Here is a 20985-nt window from a genome sequence, read left to right as displayed (position 1 = left end):
ACTCCAAAGGGTATAATATATCTAATTAAAATGTTGTAGGAGAAGTACGTGAGCATTCAAGATGATGTGAAGTTTGTAAAAAAAGAGTTAAGTGGTGATGAAAAGATACTTGAGAGTGCCTTCAAAATAGAGGAACTTTATAAAAAATATAAGTTTGTTATTTGGGGTGTAGTTGCTGCTCTCATTCTTGCCTTTGCTGGAAAAACAGCAATGGATGCGATGCATGAAGCAAAGTTGGCAGAAGCCAATCAGGCATTTTTGATACTACAGACAAAAGCAGATGATACACAGGCGCTTCAAACGCTTAAAGAAAAAAATCCGGCACTCTTTGAACTTTTTTTGTATACACAAGCAGTGAAAAAGAAAGATGTCAAAGCGTTAAATACTTTAGCGGGAAGCAGCAATGCAGTGATCGCAGATTCCAGTAAATATGTTGCTGCTACACTTGAAAATAAAAGTAGCGATTCTAAACTCTATAAAGAGTTGGCATTACTTGAATCAGCATATCTTGCGATCAAAGCAGGTGATGTTAAAAGTGCCAGATCAAAGTTAGAACTTATTGATGAGCGTTCATCAGTTTCTATGTTGGCATCGCTTCTTAAGCATTCTACGCTAAAGGCAAAATAATGAAAGAATTATTACTCATCACACTTACAGCCGCTGCACTGGTTCTTTCTGGATGTAGTAGTAAACAATATTTTGAACCAGAACAAACCTATTCGGCATCCAGCGTTTCATCTTCTTATGGAAGTAGTATCGTTGATATCAGTAGAGACGGTGCTACACTACAAAATGGTCACTATATAGGAAAACAGGGAGTAAGCAGTATTACACTTGGTGAGGGATATAGATTTTTGAGTGAAAGTTCTACTTATGTGTTGGCAGGTAATACTGAGGGTGCATTAAAGATCATTAAAAAAAGTACAGGAGAACCAATACGTGCAGTGTCACTTCACGTTCCTATCGTCTCTGCAACCATTCAGAATGGGATAATCGCTTATGTTTTAAATGATAATACCTTTGGTATCTATCAAATAAAAGATAACAGAAAAGTGGTGGAGAATCGTTCAGAAAGAACGTATGCCATCGATACAAGAGCTGCAAGCCCAATGTTCATAGATAGCTTGGCAGTCATGCCGATGCTTGACGGAAAACTCATTATCTTAAATTCAGGTGATGCAGAAAATGCAAAAGTAATTTATCTCAGTAGTGAAAAAGTATTCAATAATGTAATTTATCTGTCTCGTATGGGTAATACAATGGTAGCAGCTACACCAAAGAGACTTATTACATTGGGTGGTGATGGTCAAAACGAGTATCGTGCAAATATCTCTGAAGCGGCTATATCAAATGGAACTATTTACCTCTTTACAAAAGAGGGTGAAGTGGTTAAGCTTGATAGTACACTCAACCCAATAGCCCAAAAGAAATTTAAATATGCACACTTCTCTGCTGCTACGGCATTTGGCGGAAGAGTTTTTGCTCTAGATCAGCAAGGTTCACTTATCGTACTCTCTTCAGACTTGAGCAAACATAAGATCTATGACCTTGGTGAGGTAGATACCCCGGCGTTTATAACAGGAACTAAACTTTATAAAGATGGCAATGTCATCGAACTTTCTAAACTAGGTTATGAATAGCAATCTGATTGTAGCATTTGAAGAGTATTTGAGTGTTACTAAGGCACTGGATACTCTTACTGTCTCCTCGTATGTAAGTGATCTGAAACAGCTTGAAGAACTTACAAAAAAAACACTTACCAAATTAGATACTACAGATGTACTAAAGTTTTTAGCCACGTTTGAAAACAAACGTACTCTCAACAGAAAACTCTCAGCGATCAATACCTTTTTCCATTTTTGTCATCTTCAAGACTTTACATATGAAAAAATAAAAATTCCCATGGCAAAAGTGCCTAAGAATCTTCCTAAGTATGTAAATAATGAAGAGATATTACTCGCTATACAAAATATCGATAGAAGTACACTTATGGGTTTACGTGATTATGCACTTATACTTTTTTTGTATGCTAGCGGTTGTCGCATCTCTGAAGCATTAAGTGTTGAGAGAGGTGACATTATAGAGGGATGGCTGAAGATACGTTTTGCCAAAGGAGAGAAAGAACGTATGGTACCTTTGGCTCCTGTATCATTGGAAGCTTTAGAAGCTTACATGAAAGAGCAAGATCTGCATAGTAGTTTTATATGGCTCAATTATCGTGGTGAACCATTAAGCCGTATCTCTGCCTATAAGATAGTCAAAAAATATTTGGGTGTTTCTCCTCATGTTCTGCGGCACTCTTTTGCTTCTTCTCTCATTATCGGTGGTGCAGATCTGCGTGTAGTACAGGAGTTACTTGGACACTCTTCGCTGGAAACCACACAGATATACACACATATTCAAAAACAAAACTTGGCTGATACGATGCATAGTTATCATCCCTTACGTTGATTTCGCTATCATATCATTATGAAACAAATCGTAGAATATTTACAGCATAAAAACATCATTTTTAAATCTCTTAAAGAGATAACTCCTAAAGAGCTTGGTTCACGAAAAAAAATCGAACTCTACCTGGGTATTGACTTGAAGGGCTATTATGCTTTAGTTATGAATGTCGAAAAGAAGAGTAGGGTACTTCGTAAAGAAGTAAGTGAACTCCTTGTGTTGCATGAAAAACTGGAGAAATACATTGATAGTAAGATCACTAAAAGATACATACGTATAAAAGCACCACTCTGTTCTCATGCTAAAGCAATGCTGGAAGAGCATGGCTGGAAAGTATGGGAAATTAAGTAGTAAGGAGTAAGTAGCCGTGAGGAATGAAAAAAAGATATTATTGGCAGATATTGGCAATACGTATTTTCATATCTACGATGGTAAAGAGATAGAGCATTTATCTTATGCGGATGCTATAGAAAAATACCATGATAGATCACTTTGTTATATTTCGGTAAAACATCATCTGGAAGAGAAGATAGAAAAGATAAAGTATTGGAAAAATATCTCTAAGAAGATGATTTTAGAGGGTGACTATGATACTATGGGTGTAGATAGAAAAGCATTATGTCTGAGTCATCGTAATGGTGTTTTTGTGGATGCAGGTTCAGCCATTACTGTAGATGTTATGAAAGAGGGTATCTATCAAGGTGGCTATATTTTTCCTGGTATCAAGGCAATGCTTGAAAGCTATAAGAGTATCTCTCCTGTACTTGATACTGATTTAAATGAGATGATATCATTAGAGCAACTCCCTACCACAACTAAAGATGGGATAAGCTATGGTATAATCGCGTCGATAAAAGCACTCATAGACAAACATGACCAGATGCATAAACTCTATTTTACTGGTGGGGATGGAAAATTCCTCTCCTCTTTTTTTGAAGAAGCAGTATATGATGAAATGTTGGTTTTTGATGGGATGTGCAATGCACTAAAGGATGATAAAAGATGTTAACTATAGCACTTCCAAAAGGAAGAATTGCAGAGCAGACACTAGAGATATTTGCTGAAATTTTTGGTGGAGAGTTTAAGTTTGAGGGTAGAGAACTCATTTTAGATATGGGTGAGTTTCGTTTTTTAAATGTCCGTAACCAGGATGTACCAACTTATGTTGAACATGGTGCGGCAGACATTGGTGTGGTAGGTTTAGATGTTATTACAGAAAAAGAGCTTGATATCATCCAGCTTCTTGATATGCAACTGGGTAAATGTAAAGTAGCTATCGGTATTAAAAATGAAGATGAACTTGACTGGTCTAGACCTAACATTAAAGTAGCAACTAAAATGGTAAATATCACTAAAAACTACTTTGCCCAAAAAGCAGTAGGTGTTGAAGTGGTGAAGCTCTATGGCTCTATAGAATTAGCCCCTTTGGTCGGATTGGCTGATGCGATCGTAGACATAGTGGAAACGGGTTCAACGATGAGAGAAAATGGACTTAAAGTAGCTGAAGATATTATGGATTCTTCTGCACATCTCATCGCCAATAAAAATAGTTTTTATGCTAAAAAATCTGAAATACTCTCTTTGTATGAAAAGATCAAAACTGTTGTAGAACGTGGCTAATAAAACTTCAAACTCACTTGACCTCTACGCAAAGGTAGAGGATCTTCTTGGTGTTAAAGAGGCTGCTCCAAGTCTCTATGCACACTATCTTCTCTTTTTAAATACTATTGATCTTAACAGTCTTTTAGATGTAGGGTGCGGTAGCGGTGATTTTTTACGTCAAATGCAAAGTGCATTAGGTATCAAAGAGATCATGGGTATTGATCTGAGTCCTCTGATGGTGTCTAAAACAGCTGGGCAAGGCATTCCCTCACAATGTATTAACCTATGTGATCTAAGCGGCAAATATGATGTGATCACTGCTGTTTTTGATATGCTCAATTATCTGGATAAGGAAGCACTGAAACATTTTTTGATCTGTGTAAATGAACATCTCAATGAGGGTGGGTATTTTTTATGTGATATCAATACACTCTATGGCTTTGAAAATGTGGCTGTAGGTTCCTACATCGTCGATGATGAGGAACGGTTTTTAACAGTTGACAGTGATTTTGAAGCAGGAGAGTACAGCTCTGAATTTACGCTTTTTGAAAAAGAAGGCAAAGGTCTTAATGAGTGTTTTACGAAGTCTCAAGAGACGATCAAACAATATTATCATGAGATAGATGAGATCATCACTTTAAGTGGGTTAGAATTTGTAAGCAGTGATGATGTAAGCCTCTATGAGATGGAAGAGGCTGACAAGTTATTTGTGGTACTGCAGAAAAGATAATTTGTTGTTATTTTGCGATCAATGTCGCTTCTGTTTGACCATTGAGCTCTAAGTTTATCGTAATATCACCTGTCAAATTATCACCTACTTTATAGTAATAGTTTCCTTGAGCCTGAACTGTTCCATCTATTGTATGTATGGTTGGTAACGGATCATAGTTAAAGAAGTTGATAGAACCCATTTCATAGGTTGAATTTTCATAGGTAGTGTCAGTAAACCAACCTGTGTTATAAGTAGGTAAATTTTCCGGACTTTCAATATTGGATAACAATACAGCTGTACCCCATTCACTAAGCAGGTTGTCAAATGTTTTTCCTGAACCTTCTATTGACTTATTGACAGCATCCACTACTGACTGCTCATTTGTATATGCATTGTGCATGATGTCATGAAGTAGTTTTGCTCCACCATAGTTTCGTATGAGGTAGGCCCCAAATGCATTGACTTTAGAATAATCTGCCAATTGATTGTTCCATGCGGTGAGAGAGAGGGTATTGTTTTCATTGAAGAGGGGATATCTTCCATTTGTGTTACCAGGTATACCAGCACTGCCATCCGTATACTCAATACCTCTTGGTCCAATGTGTTTGATTTTAGTAGCGACAAGGTCTTCTGTGGTCTCCGAGAGCATTTCATTGATCCATGTATCTATGTCAGTATCAAGTAAAATACGTTTTTGATAGAAGTTGATCATATGCTGGAATTCATGTGCCAATGTTGATACCATCTCTTTTGGCCAAAAATCATTTATGTCCCAGCCATCTTCACCGTTTGCAAACATCACAGCATCTGCATAGAACATTATTCTTTCATTTGATCCACCTATCGAACCCTTTTCAAAGTTGTCTTTTGACCAGAAGAAACCTATTACACCACCGGTAGGACTATCATCTCCATCAATATCTGTAAGTAAGATAGTAATCTCATCATCTTCCGGAATTAATTCACTATATTTAGCCTCTGCAGCACTTCCCCACTCCTCTTCATAAATATTTGTTACCCAATCATAAATATCATTATCCAGATCTGTCTTTAAAAAGGTATCTGCCAATTGATCTACCATATCTTGTGTTACACATTTGGCTTTACCACATCCAGAACCAAAGCTATCATCGGATACCCAAATATTAAGTGTTTTTGATCCAAGGTTGGTTGTTACATTTGAAATGACTTTTCGTGCTGTGGCAGAAGTACTTTGGGTACCATATGCATCAAGATAAAATGTTTTACTATCTCCCGCAACATCTTCATTTCTCTCTGCTACAGCTAATGTTTTAGCCTGAAGCTGATCGGTGTTTGCCTTAGAAAGTAATGTACCAATTTTAGATGAAAAATCTTGTACATATTGAGGTGCACGGAGGATGATTGGTTTTTTAGTAAAGTGAGTAGGTGAAATTGATTTGGATCGTGCCGTCTCTGTGATTTTAGCATTATGTGTAATAGTTGAGCTGACGGATGTAGTAGCATAGTTGCTAAGCACAAGATAGAGATCTTTAGGTGTACTGCCTAAAGAGACAGTGGCACTGATAGTGTTTTCTGTTCCTAAACTTTCAACTTGATAAGCATCTGTAATAGTCACTTTTACAGTTGGAGTAGTGGGGTCTGTAGGTATTGTCGGAGCAATAGGATTGATAGGTGTTGAAGTGTCGCTAGAGCCTCCTCCACATCCTGTAAAAAGGAGTGTACCGGAAATTGATAGAGTTAATAGTAGAACAATATTTTTTTTCATAATGATATTCTTTTGATGTTTATTTGATAAAGGGTAGCCAAAAAGTATTAGCAAACTCTTACCTTGGTATAAAATTAGAAAGAGATAGTAGATATATCAGGTTTGGCTTTTCTAAATTAGTATTTTAAGTATAGCATAAATGAAAATAATGTGAATCTATTTTTATGTTAATGGGTGAAAAATGTTGGTTAGTGTTGGAGTAAGTGTTTAAAAAGTAATGAAGTTCAGAGTGTGGATCCCCGGATCAAGTCCGAGGATAAGAGAGTAAATCTATCTGATCATTTCAAATGGAGATTCAACAACATTTTTTCTATCTACGATATACGGGATAAGTGCTGTTTGTCTTGCTCTTTTGATAGCTACTGTTACAAGCTCTTGGTGTCTTTTACAGTTACCAGTCAATCTTCTTGGCATGATCTTAAATCTCTCACTTAGTGAGAATTTAAGTTGTGCCAAATCTTTATAGTCAATAAAGTCTACTTTTGATTCACAATATTTACAAAATCTTTTTTTAAATTTTCTTCTTTCTGCCATGGTGTTCTCCTAAAACGGTATTTCATCTTCGTTGATGTCAATTTCTGGGATGTTAGATGCCTGTGCTTGTTGTGGTGCAGCCTGTGGTGCTGAAGTAGGTGCATTGTAAGATGGTGCAGGCTGAGAATAGTTATCTCCAGCAGGTGCATTATTGTACCCGCCACCTTGTGCGTCATCTTTACTCCCTAGCATCTGTAGGTTTTCTACAGTTACAGAGTGTTTACTTCTCTTTGTACCATCTTGTGCTGTCCACTGATCAAGCTTCAATCTTCCATCTACTAAAACTTTAGAACCTTTACGTAAATACTGATTAGCAATTTCAGCAGTTCTACCAAAGAATGTTAAGTCTACAAAAAGAACTTCTTCTTTCTGCTCCCCTGTTTGAGATTTAAATTTACGTGAAGTTGCGATTGCTGTATTTCCTATAGCACTCCCACCTTGCGTATATCTAACCTCTACATCTCTTGTAAGATTTCCTGCTAAAATTATTTTATTGTACATAAAGTTCTCCTAAGTTAATGGTTGATTATGCTTCTGTTGATTCAGCTGCTGGAGCTTCTGCTTCTGCTTTTGCTTCAGTTGCAACATTTTTGTTAGCAGCTGCTACAAGTTTGTCAAATTGTGCCATCTCTTTTGTATTACTGTATTTAACAGTTAAAAACTTGATAACATCTTCACTGATCTTAAGATTTCTCTCAAGTTCATTGATAACAGTACCTTCTGCTTTATAGAAAAGAACTGTATAGTATCCTCTCTCATTCTTTTGTACAGGATAAGCAAGTTTTTTCATACCCATATCATTAGTACCAACAAGTTCAGCACCCTCTTTTACAAGTACATCTTTCACTTTAGTGATAGTTGCTGCAATCTCTTCTTCTGCAAGTGTAGGTTTAACTACAAACAGTGTTTCATAACAATTCATATTGTTTCCTTTTGGTTTAATAGCCCATATATGCAACTACCCAGTAGGTAATTGTCCAAAAATGAGCAAGAATTTTGGAAACGTGATTTTATCATAATGGCTCTTAATCGCACATTAATAAAAATTCTTTAGAAATATCATCAAATAACTTGACATGTTCCATAAAATAATTTAATATTCAACCTGTAATACAAGTTAAAATTAATTATAAAGGATACTTATGAAAAGAAGAAGTTTTCTTAAACTTTCCGGTGTTTCGGCAATGAGTGTTGTCGTTGCCCCATCACTTATAACACAAAAACTCTATGCAGACAATGGTGATCTGTATAAAACCTATGAAAAGATACAGCTTAAAGATGCAGATGGCAATCCATTAAACGCAAGTACTTTAACTAAAGAGGAAAATTATGTATTTAATTTTCCTATGGTATCAACACCTTGTCTTTTGGTTGATCTGGGTGAAGCAACACAAAAAGATGTAAAACTCAAGTCAGATGACGGGACTGAATATATCTTTAAAGGCGGTGTAGGTAAAACAGGATCTATCGTAGCATATTCAGCGATATGTCCTCATCAATTGACGCATCCTACACCTGATGACAGTTTTTTTCAGTATGTACCAAAAGCAGGAAAAACAATGGCGTATGAAAAAGGTGGAGTCTTCGTCTGTTCTTCTCATCTCTCAGCATTTACACCTAATGATGGTGGAAAACGTGTGAATGGACCTGCTACAGAAGGTTTAACGCAAATTGTTCTGGAGATCGATGATCAAGATAATATTTGGGCAGTCGGTGCTTTAGGACCAAATAAGTTCCATGATTACCTTGATGCCTTTAAACCAGAGTTCAAAAAGTACTATGGTGGTAAACGAAAAGGAAAGAAGTTGGTGAAAGTAGAAGCCAAAGTAGTAAAACTTTCTAATTTTTCAAAAGACTTGATTCAATACTAAAGGGGAATAGATGAAAATAAAAAATAATGTGATTAAACTAGGAAAAGGTATTTTGTTGGCATCCGTGTTGGCTACATCAACATTTGCTGCTGAGAAATACACAAAAGTAGACAGAATCAAAGATATGCTTACTATGGCAGAGGCATTGGACGATATACAGATGGGTCTACTTTTTCGCTGTAAAGATGGTGGGTGTGTAAAAACAGGGATTAATAGAATTAAAAAAGTGCTTCATACTATTGAAAAAGTTGACCCAAAAGATTTTTTAGACAATGAGCAGCTACATGCAAATAAGTTTGCAAAGAAGACACGCTCCATGATAGAGATGTATCTTGATGAAATAGAAGATGCTGTAAGAGATAACAATCAAGAGGAGATACTTCATAATTATACTTTAACAATGAGGCAGTGTATGTCATGTCATTTAAGATTGAGAAAGTAAGTAAATTAATTAGTTAATATTATTATAATTATTTATCTTAATTAATTTAATAACAAAAAGAATAAATATAAATAAAATTTATTTATTTCTTAAGTAAAACTGGTTATCATCGGTTTCACAAAACAATATAAAGGATTAAAATATGAGTATGGAAAGAAGAGATTTATTTAAATTGGCAGGTGTTGCTGCAGCAGTAACAGTGGCTCCTTCAATCGCAGTAGGAAGTGAAGCAAAAACTTCGGCAAAAAAAGCAAGTGGAAAATCTGTAGTAATCGTAGGTGCTGGTTTTGGTGGTCTTACCATGGCAAAAGCCCTTAAGAAAAAAGATAAAAGCATCGAAGTTACTGTCATTGAAAAAAGTAATATGTTCATGGCATGTCCATTTTCCAATACACTGCTTGGCGGTCTTGATAATGTTTCCCTTGACACATTTGTAGGTGATTATTACCAACCGGCATCTAAGCATGGGTATAGTTTTGTGCATGCAACAGTCACAGCTATCGATAGAAAAGCTAAAACTGTTACAACGACAAATGGTGATTTTGCGTATGATATTCTTGTACTTTCTCCGGGTATAGCATATGATTATGAAAAGCAGTTTCCAAAATGGTCAAAAGAGAAGATCGCTCATGTATCACAAGCTTGTCCGGCTGCATTGATGCCGGGCAATGAACACATTGCGTTGAAAAGACAACTTGATGACATGGATGATGGTAATGTGATCATCGTACCACCTGCAAAAGGTAAATACAGATGTCCTCCTGCACCATATGAGAGAACAGCAATGGTAGCGAACTATATGAAAAATGAAGGTATTAAAGGAAAAGTAATCGTTCTTGATACCAGAAATGGAAAATTTGCAAAGGGTAAAGCGTTTAAAGAATCATGGAAAGATCTTTACTCTGATATCATTGAGTATAAAGGACTCACTGAAGTGATAGATGTAGATCCTGCTGCGAAAACGATTACCTATAAAGAGTATGCAAATGCTGATGATCTCGAGGGTAAAACGAAAACAGAGAAATATGAAGTATGTAACTTGATCCCGAATAATAAATGTTCACCGGTGATCGCTATGGCTGGTATAGAAACAAACGGTTCAGGTTATGCAGTGATGGATGGTTATAGCTTCAAATCTAAAACAGATGGAAGCATTTATGTTGTTGGTGATGCAGTTACTCATGGTATCCCGCCAAGTGGTCAAACAGCTATCTGGGCAGCTCACAGAGCAGCAGGTCAGATCGTAGATCAGTTGAATGGCAAGAAATCAGATTATAAAGCAGATTTACCAGCAAAGGCAGCAAACGTATGTTTCTCAATGGTAGGTGGTAAACCAGAAGAGGCTATCATGGTAACACATACATTCTCAGCAGATCCAAGTGGTAAACTTAAAGGTAAAGGAAACGTTCCTAAGCCAAAAGATGGTGGTGGTAAATTTAGATCTAAAGGTACTGCAAAAGCTACAAGAGAGTGGTTTGCAGGTGTTATGAGAGAGATGTTTGCATAGAACGTAATAGATCTACTCTAGAGAAAGATGATAAAGTCTTTCTCTATTTTCAGTACATAAAGGAATTTAATGAAATACTTCACTAAAATAATTTTTTCTGCATTATTTGGACTATTACTATTTTCAACGACAGCAACAGCAGGTAATGTTGGAATAGGTCAAAAAATTTATGGTACCAAACTTAAAGATACCTGTGGTTTTACAGGTGTAAAATTTACAGCAAGCCATACTCAAAAAGAGTGGCAAGCCATTTACGATAGCGGTAAAATGGGAGAAGAAGTAAAAGCACTTTGCCCTAAAGTAGAAGTATATAATGAGAAATGGAATGATCATCTCTTCTCATTTGCATATGAATATGGAAAAGGTTCAGGTAACGAACCTTCATGTTGATCTAAAGTAATGGGCTCTTGCCCATTACATATATTATCCTATAGATACCCCTGTAACTTGATCAATATACTATAAAGTAAAACTTCTTTTTGTGTAGAAGGTGCTTTTTTCATAGCTATTTCATTCTCCAGTAAATGTTCAAATATTTTTAACAGTGTTGCAGATTTGACACGCAGTGCAAGTTGTGCTTTCTGTTCTTCTATTTGTTTAGGCAGTTTGTATCCAAGTATGGCTGCTGAGTCTACGTGTCCATTGAGTTTGATATAGGCATGAAAGAGGAAGATCTGATTTACGAAATATTGTGTTGAACGTAACAGTGATGCTTCATCTTCTCCAAGGTCAAGCAGTTTAGTGATGGTTGCTGTGATAGGCTTTTTATTAAAAAGGTCTATGAGTAGTTGCTCTGTAGCCAGAGGTGCGGTAGAGTAGACCAGTTTGTCTATGTCTTTGCTTGTTACTTTTATGCCCAGTATGGCGAGTTTATCCAGTTCGTTGGAACAAAGGGCAAGATTATTGTTCAGTAGAAGCATGAGGTGCTGTAGGGCATAGTGGTCAATATCCAATCCTATCTTTTGTGCTTTGTGTTGTAGCGTCGCAACACCTTCATTGATATTTGGTTCAAAGAACCGTACCCAAACCCCACCTTTTTTCTCTGTAAAAGCACTTTGCATACTCTTTGCATCTTTTGCAGCACCTTCATATCCGAAGAGAAAATAGTTATCAGCATTTTTATTTGCTAACTCTATAAGAGTATCCAACTCCTTTTTAGGGATCTTCTTATCATGCCTCACTACCACAAGATTGATGCCGCCAAATAAAGAGGTTTGAGACAAATAGTTCTTAGCCTGCTCAAAATTCCACTCATCATAATAGAGTGTAAGCATACTCTCTTTGGCATCGAGTTTGGTTTTATAGAGGTCAATGTAGTAGTCTATGAGATAGTCATTATCTCCGTAAAGAAGTACAGCTTTTGGAAAAGATTGCTTGAGTTTTTGGTCAAATTCTCTTTGGTACATTAGTGAAACTCCTTTGGAGTATCAAGTGAGCAGGTAGCAGGTAGCAGATAGCAGTGTTGTGTTAAATAGATCATGATAGCTCCATCTCATCTTTATCCAGTTTAGCTACTAACTCAGCCATCACGATCGCCTGTGCAATATTGACTTCTGTGATCATCACACGTATTCTGTCAAAAAGCATTATATTATCACCTCTAAGATTAACTGTAACTCCTTTGATATCACCTGTCAGTACAGCTTTAGCACTCTCTCCGGCTTCGATGACTTCTGCTTCAAAGAAGAGACCTATCTGCTCTTTTGCCCATCTGGCAAACTTACGGTCTCTAAAATCCCATTCAGCTTTTGTCGCTTCTCGTTCAAGTTCGGAGACTCTTGCACAGAGGGGTTCTATGTTTCGCAATAGGTATCCAGCCTCTTCTTCATCTTCTCTAAGTTGTGTTTTGATAAGGCGATGCAGTATGAGGTCAGCGTATCTACGGATAGGGGAGGTAAAGTGACTGTAGTGAGAAAAGCCTAGACCAAAATGTCCTACATTTGTTGCTGCATATTCTGCACGACGCAATGACTTAATGACCATTGAATCGACTTCTGAGGCCAGTCCCATTTTCTCTGCCTCTTTTTGGATAGCACGGATGAGTGAAGGGCTGTCTTCATACTCTTCTACATAGAGTCCTATGGCTGCCAGTTCTGCAAGGAGTGCTTCTGTCTTAGAGAGCTGAGGTGGTTCATGTATCCGGAAGATGCTGTCACCTTCACCTGTAAAACGTTTAGCCGAAGCCTGGTTGGCAAGGAGCATACACTCTTCTATGAGTGAATGTGATGGTGTTCCTGTTTCTATCTGTGTGCTTGTAAGCAGATGGTCTGCATCTATGGTTAGTTTGGTCTCTTCACTTCTAAAATCAAAGCCCTGTTTGAGTCGTTCACTATGGAGTTTAACAGTCATTTTTTGTAGAGGAAGCAGCCATGTCAAGATCTGGGCTACGGTACCCGTAATGCCTTCAGATCCTTGTTCAAGTATTTTGTCTATAGCTTCATAATTAAAACGGTGTTTTGAGTGGATGATCGCCTCAAAGAACTCTTCTTTAAGAGGTTTGAGTGTTCCTCTGTCGAGTTCTATTTTGGCTACAAAGGCAAGTCTGTCTACTTTGGGTTTAAGTGAACAGATATTTTCACTAAGCTCTCGCGGGAGCATCGGGAAAGATTTGTGCGGCAGGTAAGTGGTGAAGCCCCGTTTCTTTGCCTCTTTATCGATAGGGGTAAAGAAGGGGACATAGTGGCTTACATCTGCTATGGCAACATAAAGGGTGTGTGCTTCTATGTCAAAATAGATAGCATCATCAAAATCTTTTGCAGTTACGGGGTCAATGGTACAGAAGTCCAGATGTGTCAGGTCTACACGGTCCGGATGCTCTTCTTTTGTCACTTCTGACTCTATCTCCAGTGCATCAGTGACACAATCTTGAGGAAACTCATCTTCACGTTCATAGAGTGCAAGTGAGATCTTTTCATCTACTCTTGCATCTCCTAAATGACCAAATACTTCTAAAACTTTGTCATCATTCACATCTACTTTCAGCACCGTTCCCAGCTTAAACGCTTTTAAGTCCATCCCTTCCATCACAGCGTGGGTAGGTATGCCTGTACGGATATCGAGTATCATAAAATTATCTTGTTCATCTCTGTGTGTGTAAGCGATGGTAAAAGCATGGGCTTTGTCTATGACAAGTTTTACTTTACCGCTTGCTCGTCCACGTTTGGCAATGACACGTTTGGCAACGACCACATCACCATGTTTGGCACCCCAGAGATCATCAGGTTCTACAAGCAGATCTCTTTGCTCTTTGAACTCGGCTTCAACGTACCCTCTACCGTCTTTACCTATGTAGAGTCTACCGGCACGATAGAGAGACCCTAGTTTCCACAGTCCGTCTATTTCTTCTATAGCACCTAGTTGTTGTAGTGCCTGAAAACTGTTTTGGTCTTCAAGTTCAATGTCTGAGATGAGACATCCATTGGTGATTTGTATAGCAAAGGGGGACATTAGATACCTCCTTTTGAGGTATCTAAATTAAAAGTTGTTTTTTTCATAAAATGATTATAGCAGATTAGTGTTTTAATGCCTCTAATCTTTCTATTCTTTGTTCTGTGCTTGGGTGTGTAGAGAAGAGTTGTTTGAATGACATATCTTTACCTGTAAATGGGTTGATGATGAACATATGAGCTGTTTGCGGGTCTGCATCGTGCATAGATATACCTCTTGCATAGTTATCTAGTTTAGCCAACCCACTTTGCAGCCATTCCGGATGTCCTGTCATTTTTGCAGCACCTTCATCTGCCATGAATTCACGGTTACGACTAACGGTCATTTGTATAATAGTTGCAGCCATAGGCATAATGAGCATGAGGGCTATTGTAATGATGAGGTTAGGTCTATCTCGACCTCCACCAAAAAACATACCAAACTGTGCAAGCATTGCAATGGCTCCGGCAATGGTAGCGGTAACTGTACCGATGAGCATATCATAGTGTTTGATGTGACTTAGTTCATGGGCAATGACGGCTTCTACCTCCTCTTCAGTAAGAAGATTAAGCAATCCTTCTGTCACCGCAACAGCAGCATGTTCATAGTCTCTTCCCGTTGCAAAAGCATTAGGTTGATCTTCCGGGATTATGTAGAGTGCGGGCATTGGTAACTCTGCACGTGCAGTGAGTCTCTCTACGATCTCATAGAGTCCTGTAGCATGGTCACGGTCTACAGGTGTAGCATGGTAGTGTTTAAGTACCTGTGTATCACTATAATAGTAAGCATAAAAGTTCATCCCCGCTGCAGCAATGAAAGCGATGATCATCCCTGTCTGACCAGCGATCATACCGCCAAACCAGATGAAAAGCAGGGTAAGCCCTGTCATGAGGGCATAGGTTTTAAATTGTTCCATAATAGTCTATCCTTTTTTATTTAATTTTATCAAATGAGTGCAAATGGAAAGTAAATCATACAATACGTTATAATAGATGTATGAAAAAGACTATTTTATTAACATTTCTATTTTTAAGTGCTTCACTTTATGCTGAGTATCGATCAAATATTTCCAAGATCACTCCACAAATCAAACAACGTATGATCAAGGGAAATTCATGGCGAAAGGGATGTCCTGTATCGGTAAAAGATCTGCGTTATCTACGTTTGGAATATTTAGACTTTAAAGGTAAAACAACTATGGGGGAAATGATAGTCCATAAAGATGTATCTTATGAGGTGACAGAGATTTTTAAAGCCCTCTATGAGATAGGTTATCCTGTTAAAAAAATGAAGCTAGTGAGTGACTATAAGGGGAGTGATTGGCAGTCCATAGAAGCAGATAATACTTCAGCTTTTAATTGCCGTAATGCTACAGGCTCTAAAAAATGGTCTAAACACTCTTACGGTAAAGCGATAGATATCAACCCCATAGAAAATCCGTATATTTCACGAAGTGGACGTATTTCACATAAAGAATCTTTAACCTATAGAAAAAGAGTACATAAAAATTCTACCTATGCAGATAAGGCAGTTTTGCTAAAAAATGATAAAGCCACTAAAATTTTTAAAAAGTATGGTTGGAAGTGGGGTGGTGATTGGTCTGGAGTTAAGGACTATCAGCACTTTTCGAAGTAAATACTTATAGTTTTTATAAAGTCATAAATTATGTTAATTGGTTGACTATATTTTCATTATAAAATCTCCTATATAGCACATTTTATAAGGTTTTCTATACTTGGTTACATAAAAGTGGTCTCTAAACGTCGCTACAGCGATAAACGTTATAAAATATGTTAGTTTATAAGGTTTTAATAATATTGAGTATCATAAGTTAGTTTGTATATAACTTTATAAGGTTTTTATTTCTAACTTGTAACCTTTTGATATCGCTATATCGATAAACGTTATAAAATATTTGCAAACGGTTTACTCTAAGGGATTACAATTCACCTATGAAAGAGAAAATCTCTCAGATGATTTCAAGAGTTTATTTTACTCCTTAGCCAAAAACGAAAACCTTCTTGTTTGCTCCTGAGAATTATACTTCCTTAAAAGAAGTGACCTTTTTACATAAACTTTCTTTGTTACTATGACTTCTTTATTGTCATTTATGTAAAAACTACTCTTTATTTTCATGATAAAGTGACATTGACGGGTAAGCAAATTCCAAATGATTTTTCTCTAAAATATTCATGATCTTATATATTACATCTTCTTTTGTCTCTAACCATTGACTCCAATCTGTTTTTTTAGTGAAGCAGTAGACAAGGATATTGATGCTTGAATCAGAGAGTTCATCCAGATAGACAAGTAAGGTTCTTTTGACACCCAGAGAATCCTCTTGGGAGACAAGTTTGGTACTTTTATGTTTATTTTGCTCATAGTTTGTTTCATCCGTAGCAATATTAGGATGGGTTTTAAGCATCCCACGAATCTCACTAATAGCACGGCGAATATTTTCAGGCTTGGAGTCATACTTGATACCCAGAGACATTTTAATACGTCGTCCGAGCGTTCTCTTACTCCAGTTTTTAACATCCTGATTTGCAATAGTACCATTAGGAATAGCGATAAGGGCATTATCAAAGGTACGCAGAGTAGTAACACGCAAGCCTATCTCTACAACCGTCCCCTGTTTTTCATCAACAACGATCCAATCTCCCTGAGAAAAGGTATCACTCATTAAGATAGAGATAGTCCCTAAAAAGTTCGAGAGACTTTCACGTGCAGCAAGAGCAATGGCAAAACCACCGATCCCCAAACCAGAAAGTACAGTTGCAAGATTTGCCCCGGCAAAATGCATCACAAGGAGAATTCCCATGATCATGATCAAAAAATTGATGATCTTAATACCGACATTGACCATTTCACTTTTGATTTTTTTGTCTGATTGATCCATGTCATTAATACGAATACTTGCAATGGTATTAAGTATACGATAGAGAATAAGTGTAAAAAGTATTGCATAAACAATATTGAAAAACCTAGTGAGTGTTTCTACACTATAAAAATTATGATAGATATGTATGACCATGTGTAGATTGATAACCATAAACAGTACATTGATCGGTTTATAGGCATCACTCATGATCTCTTTACTGTATTTCTGCAAATATTTCATTCTATAAAGTAATCGTTCTACTAGCTTATAGAGTTGTGTACGTATAAAATAGAGGAATAAGGAGATAAAAAGTATCAAAAGAAGTTTAACTATACTAAGATTGTGAGGGTACAAGATAGCATTTAAACTTTTACCCCACTCTGTATGGTCAAGATAGAGAGCAATAGGAAGTATTTTATACTGTGCATATTTATTGAGACGATACATACGTTTCTCAAAAATTGAAAAGTATCTTAACACATCAGCATTGATCTCAAGCAGTGCATAATAATCTTTGATATTTTTTTGTGCTTCTTGCAGTACTTTATTGTTCTCTTTTAACTTAAGAAAAGGTTTATAGTCAACCGTATTAATTTTTTGTATGGCTTCTTGGTTTTTAACAAACTCATTATTCATCTTAGCATCAAACTCATCATAATCATAATGGTTAAGAATACGTAGGATATGTCTTGACATTCTATGTTGTGCTTGAAGTGTCTGATAGGACTTGATTAGTACTTCATCACGAATAACAGCATATTTGTTACCATGCGCTTTATTGTGCTTGAGAAGTTTGTTTAACACAAAAAGTTCTTCTTGATAACGCTTTGGTTGATTCAGAATAAATTTTTTATTGAGTAGAAATTTTTCAAAAGCTTCTATATAGATAAGTTCCTGTTTATGGACTATCTGTTTGACCTCATCTTGTGTGATGTTGTCCTCATTCATTTGATGTATTAATGCAAGTTGTGCTTTGATAAAGGGTTTATATTCTGCATGGATCTGTGTGAACATTAAGATGAAGAAAATAAAAGAGAACAAAAACTTTTTGATAGGTAGCTCCTGTAAGGGTATTAGAAGATAATTATACCTAATTATGTAATAAGCTTGAATGATGTGATAGAAATCATGATTCTATCACATCATTCAAGTTCAAGGAGCTTTATAGAGATGTATACTTTTTAAAACAGGAGGGTCAAGTTTTTACTATTTACTAATTTGAAATGTGTATAAAATGAAATAACTAGAAAACCTTATAAAATATATAATATTATAAGGTTTTCGTTTTCACATAATTTTAACAATCTTTACTTCTTAAACACATTCCCCAACATCCCTTTAATAGCCCCTTGCAGATCTGCAGGGTAGATAACAAACTTAGAGTTGTTACTTTTACTTATTTCTTCTAATGAATTTATGTATCTGTCACCTAGTAAGAACATTGCTGGTAATTCTTTGTCTTCTATATTTTTTGTGATGATATTGATGGCTTCACCTGATGCATTGGCAAGGGCTATTTGGGCAAGTGCTTCTCTTTTGGCTGCTTCAAGTTTTCCGTCTGCTTCCAGAATAGCAGCATTTTTGTTACCCTCAGCTGTAGTTTCGATGGCTCTTCTTTCTCTCTCTGCGGCGGCTTGTCTTTCCATAGATGCTTGCATGGATGGACTTGGGTTAATGTCTTGGATCTCTACAGATTTGACCGTGACACCCCAGTCAGCCACATCATCGACTATCTGGTCTTTGAGTCTGGTCTTGATCTGTTCACGATTTGAGAGGGCTTCATCTAGTGACATTTCACCTAAGATGGAACGCAGAGTTGTCATGATGAGCTGCTGGATAGCCAGTCTGAAATCTTCAACACCATAGAGCGCATTTTCTGGTGTAGTGACACGGACGAAGGCTACAGCATTGGTAAGGATGACCGCATTGTCACGTGTGATGACCTCTTGTTGAGGAATGTCTAAGATAATGTCTCGTGTAGTGATCCTTTGACGTACGGCTTCTATATAAGGGACGATGATATTTAGTCCAGGTCTGAGTGTACGAGAAAATTTCCCCAGTCTTTCTACAAGCCACTCTTCACCTTGTGGAACGATATTGATACCCTTATAGAGAGTGACGATAACAGCGATGGCTAAAATGACTAATATGTTTAATGCTTCCATAAACTTACTCCTTAGTTAATTGGTTCAACTTGTATAAGTTGTCCATTGATCTCTACTATTTTAACACGTGTCTCTTTGTCTATATCTACTTTGGCTGTTGCATGCCAAGAGGTATTACCCAGTACGGGTGTATCAAAAGTTACTTTTCCTCTGCTGTGTGGTTGTATGTCTTCCATGACTGTACCTAGCGTGTCAAGTCTATAGTTGGACTGACCACTGTCGGTAATGGGTTTTTCTCTAAACCACTTGAACCATGTAGCTATGGAGAGTATGGAAAGAACTATCCAGATAAAAAGTTCTGTTTTAAAAGAGGTTCCCATGAGATTGTCTATCACCCCTACCAAGATAGCAGCAACACCAAGACCCAGCATAAAAAAGGTGCCAATGTTCATCTCGAGAATCAAAAGAATGATTCCTATAACGATCCAATGCCACCACAAAACAGTCTCATTGAGAAATTCAATCATTTCTACTCCTTTGAGTGTATTAAAATAAATTATAGCATAAAATAGGCGAACACCCTCAAAATAGGATAATAAGTTTATTTTAGGTATAATCGCGAAAATTTTCATACATCAAGGATAATAAATGTCAAGTTTAAATGTATATTATGACAAAGATTGTGATATCAATATCATCAAATCTAAAACAGTAGCAATGATCGGTTTCGGATCACAAGGGCACGCACACGCAGAGAACCTTAGAGATTCTGGTGTAGAAGTTGTTATCGGTCTTAGAAAAGATGGTTCATCTTGGGCAAAAGCTGAAGCAAAAGGTTTTGAAACACTTACAGTAGCTGAAGCATCTGCTAAAGCTGATGTGATTATGATTCTTCTTCCAGATGAAAATCAGAAAGAAATCTATGAAGCTGAAATAGAGCCAAACCTAAAAGAGGGTGCTACAATTGCATTTGGTCACGGGTTTAACATCCACTATGGAAGAGTAAATCCAAGAAAAGACATCAATGTTACTATGATCGCTCCAAAAGCACCAGGTCATACAGTACGTTCTGAGTTTGTAAGAGGTGGTGGTATTCCAGATCTTATCGCTATTGGTCAAAACCCAAGTGGAACAACTAAAGAGCTTGCTCTTTCTTACGCATCAGCTATCGGTGGTGGTAGAACTGCGATCATTGAAACAACTTTCAAAGATGAAACTGAAACGGATCTTTTTGGTGAGCAAGCAGTACTTTGTGGTGGTGCAGCGTCACTTGTACAAGCAGGTTTTGAAACACTTACAGAAGCTGGGTACGCTCCTGAACTTGCATACTTTGAGTGTCTTCACGAGCTTAAGCTTATCGTTGACCTTATGTTCGAAGGTGGAATCGCTGATATGAGATACTCTATCTCTAACACAGCTGAATACGGAGACTATGTTTCTGGTAAAAGAGTTATTAACGCTGAGTCAAAACAAGCAATGAAAGACATCTTAACAGAAATTCAAGATGGTAGATTTGCTAAAGACTTCATCTTAGAAGGTCAAGCTGGTTATCCTCGTATGAATGCTGAACGTGCCAATGATAAAGAAAAGCTTATTACTCAAACTGGTAATAAACTTCGTGAAATGATGCCATGGATTTCTGCAGGTAAAATCGTAGACCAGGAAACTAACTAATCTTTTTAGTTATTTGCACTCATCTTTATGTGATGG

General features: G+C 37.0%; 23 protein-coding genes. 13 read left to right on the top strand and 10 right to left on the bottom strand.

Annotated elements, in window-relative coordinates; all coding sequences use genetic code 11:
- The first annotated feature begins 48 nt into the window (after positions 1-48).
- From ACLHDG_RS11875 to ACLHDG_RS11845, 7 genes are read left to right on the top strand one after another with little or no spacing between them, the layout of a single operon-like run.
- Positions 49-627 (top strand): hypothetical protein, encoded by a 579-nt coding sequence (locus tag ACLHDG_RS11875; RefSeq protein ID WP_415406453.1) that lies wholly within the window; start codon positions 49-51, stop codon positions 625-627.
- Entirely contained in the window at positions 627-1640 is a 1014-nt protein-coding gene (locus ACLHDG_RS11870; protein WP_415406452.1) for a hypothetical protein, read from the top strand. The genes ACLHDG_RS11875 and ACLHDG_RS11870 overlap by 1 nt, the downstream gene beginning before the upstream one ends.
- The gene (locus ACLHDG_RS11865) at positions 1633-2451 is read left to right on the top strand and encodes a tyrosine-type recombinase/integrase (protein ID WP_415406451.1); all 819 of its coding nucleotides are present in this window, start codon (positions 1633-1635) and stop codon (positions 2449-2451) included. The genes ACLHDG_RS11870 and ACLHDG_RS11865 overlap by 8 nt, the downstream gene beginning before the upstream one ends.
- Positions 2452-2469: 18 nt before the next feature.
- Positions 2470-2799, top strand: coding sequence for a hypothetical protein (locus tag ACLHDG_RS11860; protein ID WP_415406450.1), 330 nt, complete (start codon positions 2470-2472; stop codon positions 2797-2799).
- A 16-nt stretch (positions 2800-2815) separates the two neighbouring features.
- Positions 2816-3457 carry a type III pantothenate kinase gene (locus ACLHDG_RS11855; RefSeq protein WP_415406449.1) on the top strand — a complete coding sequence of 214 codons (642 nt, stop codon included), beginning with the start codon at positions 2816-2818 and terminating at the stop codon, positions 3455-3457.
- Positions 3451-4068 (top strand): ATP phosphoribosyltransferase, encoded by a 618-nt coding sequence (gene hisG, locus ACLHDG_RS11850; protein ID WP_415406448.1) that lies wholly within the window; start codon positions 3451-3453, stop codon positions 4066-4068. Before ACLHDG_RS11855 ends, hisG begins: the two co-directional genes overlap by 7 nt.
- Positions 4061-4780: a class I SAM-dependent DNA methyltransferase gene (locus ACLHDG_RS11845; protein ID WP_415406447.1), complete on the top strand. Its 720-nt coding sequence runs from the start codon at positions 4061-4063 to the stop codon at positions 4778-4780. The genes hisG and ACLHDG_RS11845 overlap by 8 nt, the downstream gene beginning before the upstream one ends.
- A gap of 7 nt (positions 4781-4787) precedes the next feature.
- Here the strand turns inward: ACLHDG_RS11845 and ACLHDG_RS11840 are convergent, their stop codons facing one another.
- The 4 genes from ACLHDG_RS11840 to rpsF all read right to left on the bottom strand — a co-directional run bounded on the left by ACLHDG_RS11840 (position 4788) and on the right by rpsF (position 7965).
- Entirely contained in the window at positions 4788-6509 is a 1722-nt protein-coding gene (locus tag ACLHDG_RS11840; RefSeq protein WP_415406446.1) for a M30 family zinc metallopeptidase, read from the bottom strand.
- Positions 6510-6779: 270 nt separating this feature from the next.
- Complete coding sequence (rpsR, locus tag ACLHDG_RS11835) at positions 6780-7043, bottom strand: 30S ribosomal protein S18 (protein WP_415406445.1); 264 nt, start codon at positions 7041-7043, stop codon at positions 6780-6782.
- Between the two features lie 9 nt (positions 7044-7052).
- Positions 7053-7544: a single-stranded DNA-binding protein gene (gene ssb, locus ACLHDG_RS11830; RefSeq protein ID WP_415406444.1), complete on the bottom strand. Its 492-nt coding sequence runs from the start codon at positions 7542-7544 to the stop codon at positions 7053-7055.
- 25 nt (positions 7545-7569) lie between these two features.
- Entirely contained in the window at positions 7570-7965 is a 396-nt protein-coding gene (gene rpsF / locus ACLHDG_RS11825) for a 30S ribosomal protein S6 (RefSeq protein ID WP_415406443.1), read from the bottom strand.
- Positions 7966-8185: 220 nt separating this feature from the next.
- On the opposite strand from rpsF, the gene ACLHDG_RS11820 reads away from it, so the two are divergent.
- From ACLHDG_RS11820 to ACLHDG_RS11805, 4 genes are all read left to right on the top strand, one after another.
- Positions 8186-8914 carry a Rieske 2Fe-2S domain-containing protein gene (locus tag ACLHDG_RS11820; RefSeq protein WP_415406442.1) on the top strand — a complete coding sequence of 243 codons (729 nt, stop codon included), beginning with the start codon at positions 8186-8188 and terminating at the stop codon, positions 8912-8914.
- A 10-nt stretch (positions 8915-8924) separates the two neighbouring features.
- On the top strand, positions 8925-9356 hold the full coding sequence (locus tag ACLHDG_RS11815) for a hypothetical protein (protein WP_415406441.1): 432 nt from the start codon (positions 8925-8927) through the stop codon (positions 9354-9356).
- Between the two features lie 142 nt (positions 9357-9498).
- Complete coding sequence (locus tag ACLHDG_RS11810) at positions 9499-10863, top strand: FAD-dependent oxidoreductase (protein ID WP_415406440.1); 1365 nt, start codon at positions 9499-9501, stop codon at positions 10861-10863.
- Positions 10864-10932: 69 nt separating this feature from the next.
- Positions 10933-11253, top strand: coding sequence for a cytochrome C (locus ACLHDG_RS11805; RefSeq protein ID WP_415406439.1), 321 nt, complete (start codon positions 10933-10935; stop codon positions 11251-11253).
- 38 nt (positions 11254-11291) lie between these two features.
- Here the strand turns inward: ACLHDG_RS11805 and holA are convergent, their stop codons facing one another.
- From holA to htpX, 3 genes are all read right to left on the bottom strand, one after another.
- A complete protein-coding gene (gene holA / locus ACLHDG_RS11800; RefSeq protein ID WP_415406438.1) occupies positions 11292-12269 on the bottom strand; it encodes a DNA polymerase III subunit delta in 978 nt (325 codons plus the stop codon).
- 70 nt (positions 12270-12339) lie between these two features.
- The gene (locus tag ACLHDG_RS11795; RefSeq protein WP_415406437.1) at positions 12340-14310 is read right to left on the bottom strand and encodes an RNB domain-containing ribonuclease; all 1971 of its coding nucleotides are present in this window, start codon (positions 14308-14310) and stop codon (positions 12340-12342) included.
- Between the two features lie 64 nt (positions 14311-14374).
- Positions 14375-15205, bottom strand: coding sequence for a zinc metalloprotease HtpX (gene htpX / locus ACLHDG_RS11790; RefSeq protein WP_415406436.1), 831 nt, complete (start codon positions 15203-15205; stop codon positions 14375-14377).
- Positions 15206-15285: 80 nt separating this feature from the next.
- Here htpX and ACLHDG_RS11785 point away from each other — a divergent pair, with 80 nt between their 5' ends.
- Positions 15286-15924, top strand: a complete 639-nt coding sequence (locus ACLHDG_RS11785) for a M15 family metallopeptidase (RefSeq protein WP_415406435.1) — start codon at positions 15286-15288, stop codon at positions 15922-15924.
- A 484-nt stretch (positions 15925-16408) separates the two neighbouring features.
- On the opposite strand, the gene ACLHDG_RS11780 is transcribed toward ACLHDG_RS11785, so the two are convergent.
- The 3 genes from ACLHDG_RS11780 to ACLHDG_RS11770 all read right to left on the bottom strand — a co-directional run bounded on the left by ACLHDG_RS11780 (position 16409) and on the right by ACLHDG_RS11770 (position 19802).
- Positions 16409-18211 (bottom strand): mechanosensitive ion channel family protein, encoded by a 1803-nt coding sequence (locus ACLHDG_RS11780; protein WP_415406434.1) that lies wholly within the window; start codon positions 18209-18211, stop codon positions 16409-16411.
- 266 nt (positions 18212-18477) lie between these two features.
- Entirely contained in the window at positions 18478-19335 is an 858-nt protein-coding gene (locus ACLHDG_RS11775; RefSeq protein WP_415406433.1) for an SPFH domain-containing protein, read from the bottom strand.
- Between the two features lie 11 nt (positions 19336-19346).
- Positions 19347-19802, bottom strand: coding sequence for an NfeD family protein (locus tag ACLHDG_RS11770; protein WP_415406432.1), 456 nt, complete (start codon positions 19800-19802; stop codon positions 19347-19349).
- Between the two features lie 121 nt (positions 19803-19923).
- Between ACLHDG_RS11770 and ilvC the strand changes: the two genes are divergently transcribed.
- On the top strand, positions 19924-20949 hold the full coding sequence (gene ilvC / locus ACLHDG_RS11765; RefSeq protein WP_415406431.1) for a ketol-acid reductoisomerase: 1026 nt from the start codon (positions 19924-19926) through the stop codon (positions 20947-20949).
- The last annotated feature ends 36 nt before the right edge of the window (positions 20950-20985 follow it).

This window comes from Sulfurovum iocasae, from assembly GCF_047716765.1.
In the GTDB taxonomy this organism is placed as follows: Bacteria; Campylobacterota; Campylobacteria; order Campylobacterales; family Sulfurovaceae; genus Sulfurovum.
This window is presented reverse-complemented; position numbering and strand designations above follow the sequence as displayed.

Bases quoted from the DNA above. Each gene is read 5' to 3' on its own strand.
- ACLHDG_RS11870 (WP_415406452.1), top strand. From the start codon at position 627: ATGAAAGAATTATTACTCATCACACTTACAGCCGCTGCACTGGTTCTT.
- ACLHDG_RS11865 (WP_415406451.1), top strand. From the start codon at position 1,633: ATGAATAGCAATCTGATTGTAGCATTTGAAGAGTATTTGAGTGTTACT.
- ACLHDG_RS11860 (WP_415406450.1), top strand. From the start codon at position 2,470: ATGAAACAAATCGTAGAATATTTACAGCATAAAAACATCATTTTTAAA.
- hisG (WP_415406448.1), top strand. From the start codon at position 3,451: ATGTTAACTATAGCACTTCCAAAAGGAAGAATTGCAGAGCAGACACTA.
- ACLHDG_RS11840 (WP_415406446.1), bottom strand. From the start codon at position 6,509: ATGAAAAAAAATATTGTTCTACTATTAACTCTATCAATTTCCGGTACA.
- rpsR (WP_415406445.1), bottom strand. From the start codon at position 7,043: ATGGCAGAAAGAAGAAAATTTAAAAAAAGATTTTGTAAATATTGTGAA.
- ssb (WP_415406444.1), bottom strand. From the start codon at position 7,544: ATGTACAATAAAATAATTTTAGCAGGAAATCTTACAAGAGATGTAGAG.
- rpsF (WP_415406443.1), bottom strand. From the start codon at position 7,965: ATGAATTGTTATGAAACACTGTTTGTAGTTAAACCTACACTTGCAGAA.
- ACLHDG_RS11820 (WP_415406442.1), top strand. From the start codon at position 8,186: ATGAAAAGAAGAAGTTTTCTTAAACTTTCCGGTGTTTCGGCAATGAGT.
- ACLHDG_RS11815 (WP_415406441.1), top strand. From the start codon at position 8,925: ATGAAAATAAAAAATAATGTGATTAAACTAGGAAAAGGTATTTTGTTG.
- ACLHDG_RS11810 (WP_415406440.1), top strand. From the start codon at position 9,499: ATGAGTATGGAAAGAAGAGATTTATTTAAATTGGCAGGTGTTGCTGCA.
- ACLHDG_RS11805 (WP_415406439.1), top strand. From the start codon at position 10,933: ATGAAATACTTCACTAAAATAATTTTTTCTGCATTATTTGGACTATTA.
- holA (WP_415406438.1), bottom strand. From the start codon at position 12,269: ATGTACCAAAGAGAATTTGACCAAAAACTCAAGCAATCTTTTCCAAAA.
- ACLHDG_RS11795 (WP_415406437.1), bottom strand. From the start codon at position 14,310: ATGTCCCCCTTTGCTATACAAATCACCAATGGATGTCTCATCTCAGAC.
- htpX (WP_415406436.1), bottom strand. From the start codon at position 15,205: ATGGAACAATTTAAAACCTATGCCCTCATGACAGGGCTTACCCTGCTT.
- ACLHDG_RS11785 (WP_415406435.1), top strand. From the start codon at position 15,286: ATGAAAAAGACTATTTTATTAACATTTCTATTTTTAAGTGCTTCACTT.
- ACLHDG_RS11775 (WP_415406433.1), bottom strand. From the start codon at position 19,335: ATGGAAGCATTAAACATATTAGTCATTTTAGCCATCGCTGTTATCGTC.
- ACLHDG_RS11770 (WP_415406432.1), bottom strand. From the start codon at position 19,802: ATGATTGAATTTCTCAATGAGACTGTTTTGTGGTGGCATTGGATCGTT.
- ilvC (WP_415406431.1), top strand. From the start codon at position 19,924: ATGTCAAGTTTAAATGTATATTATGACAAAGATTGTGATATCAATATC.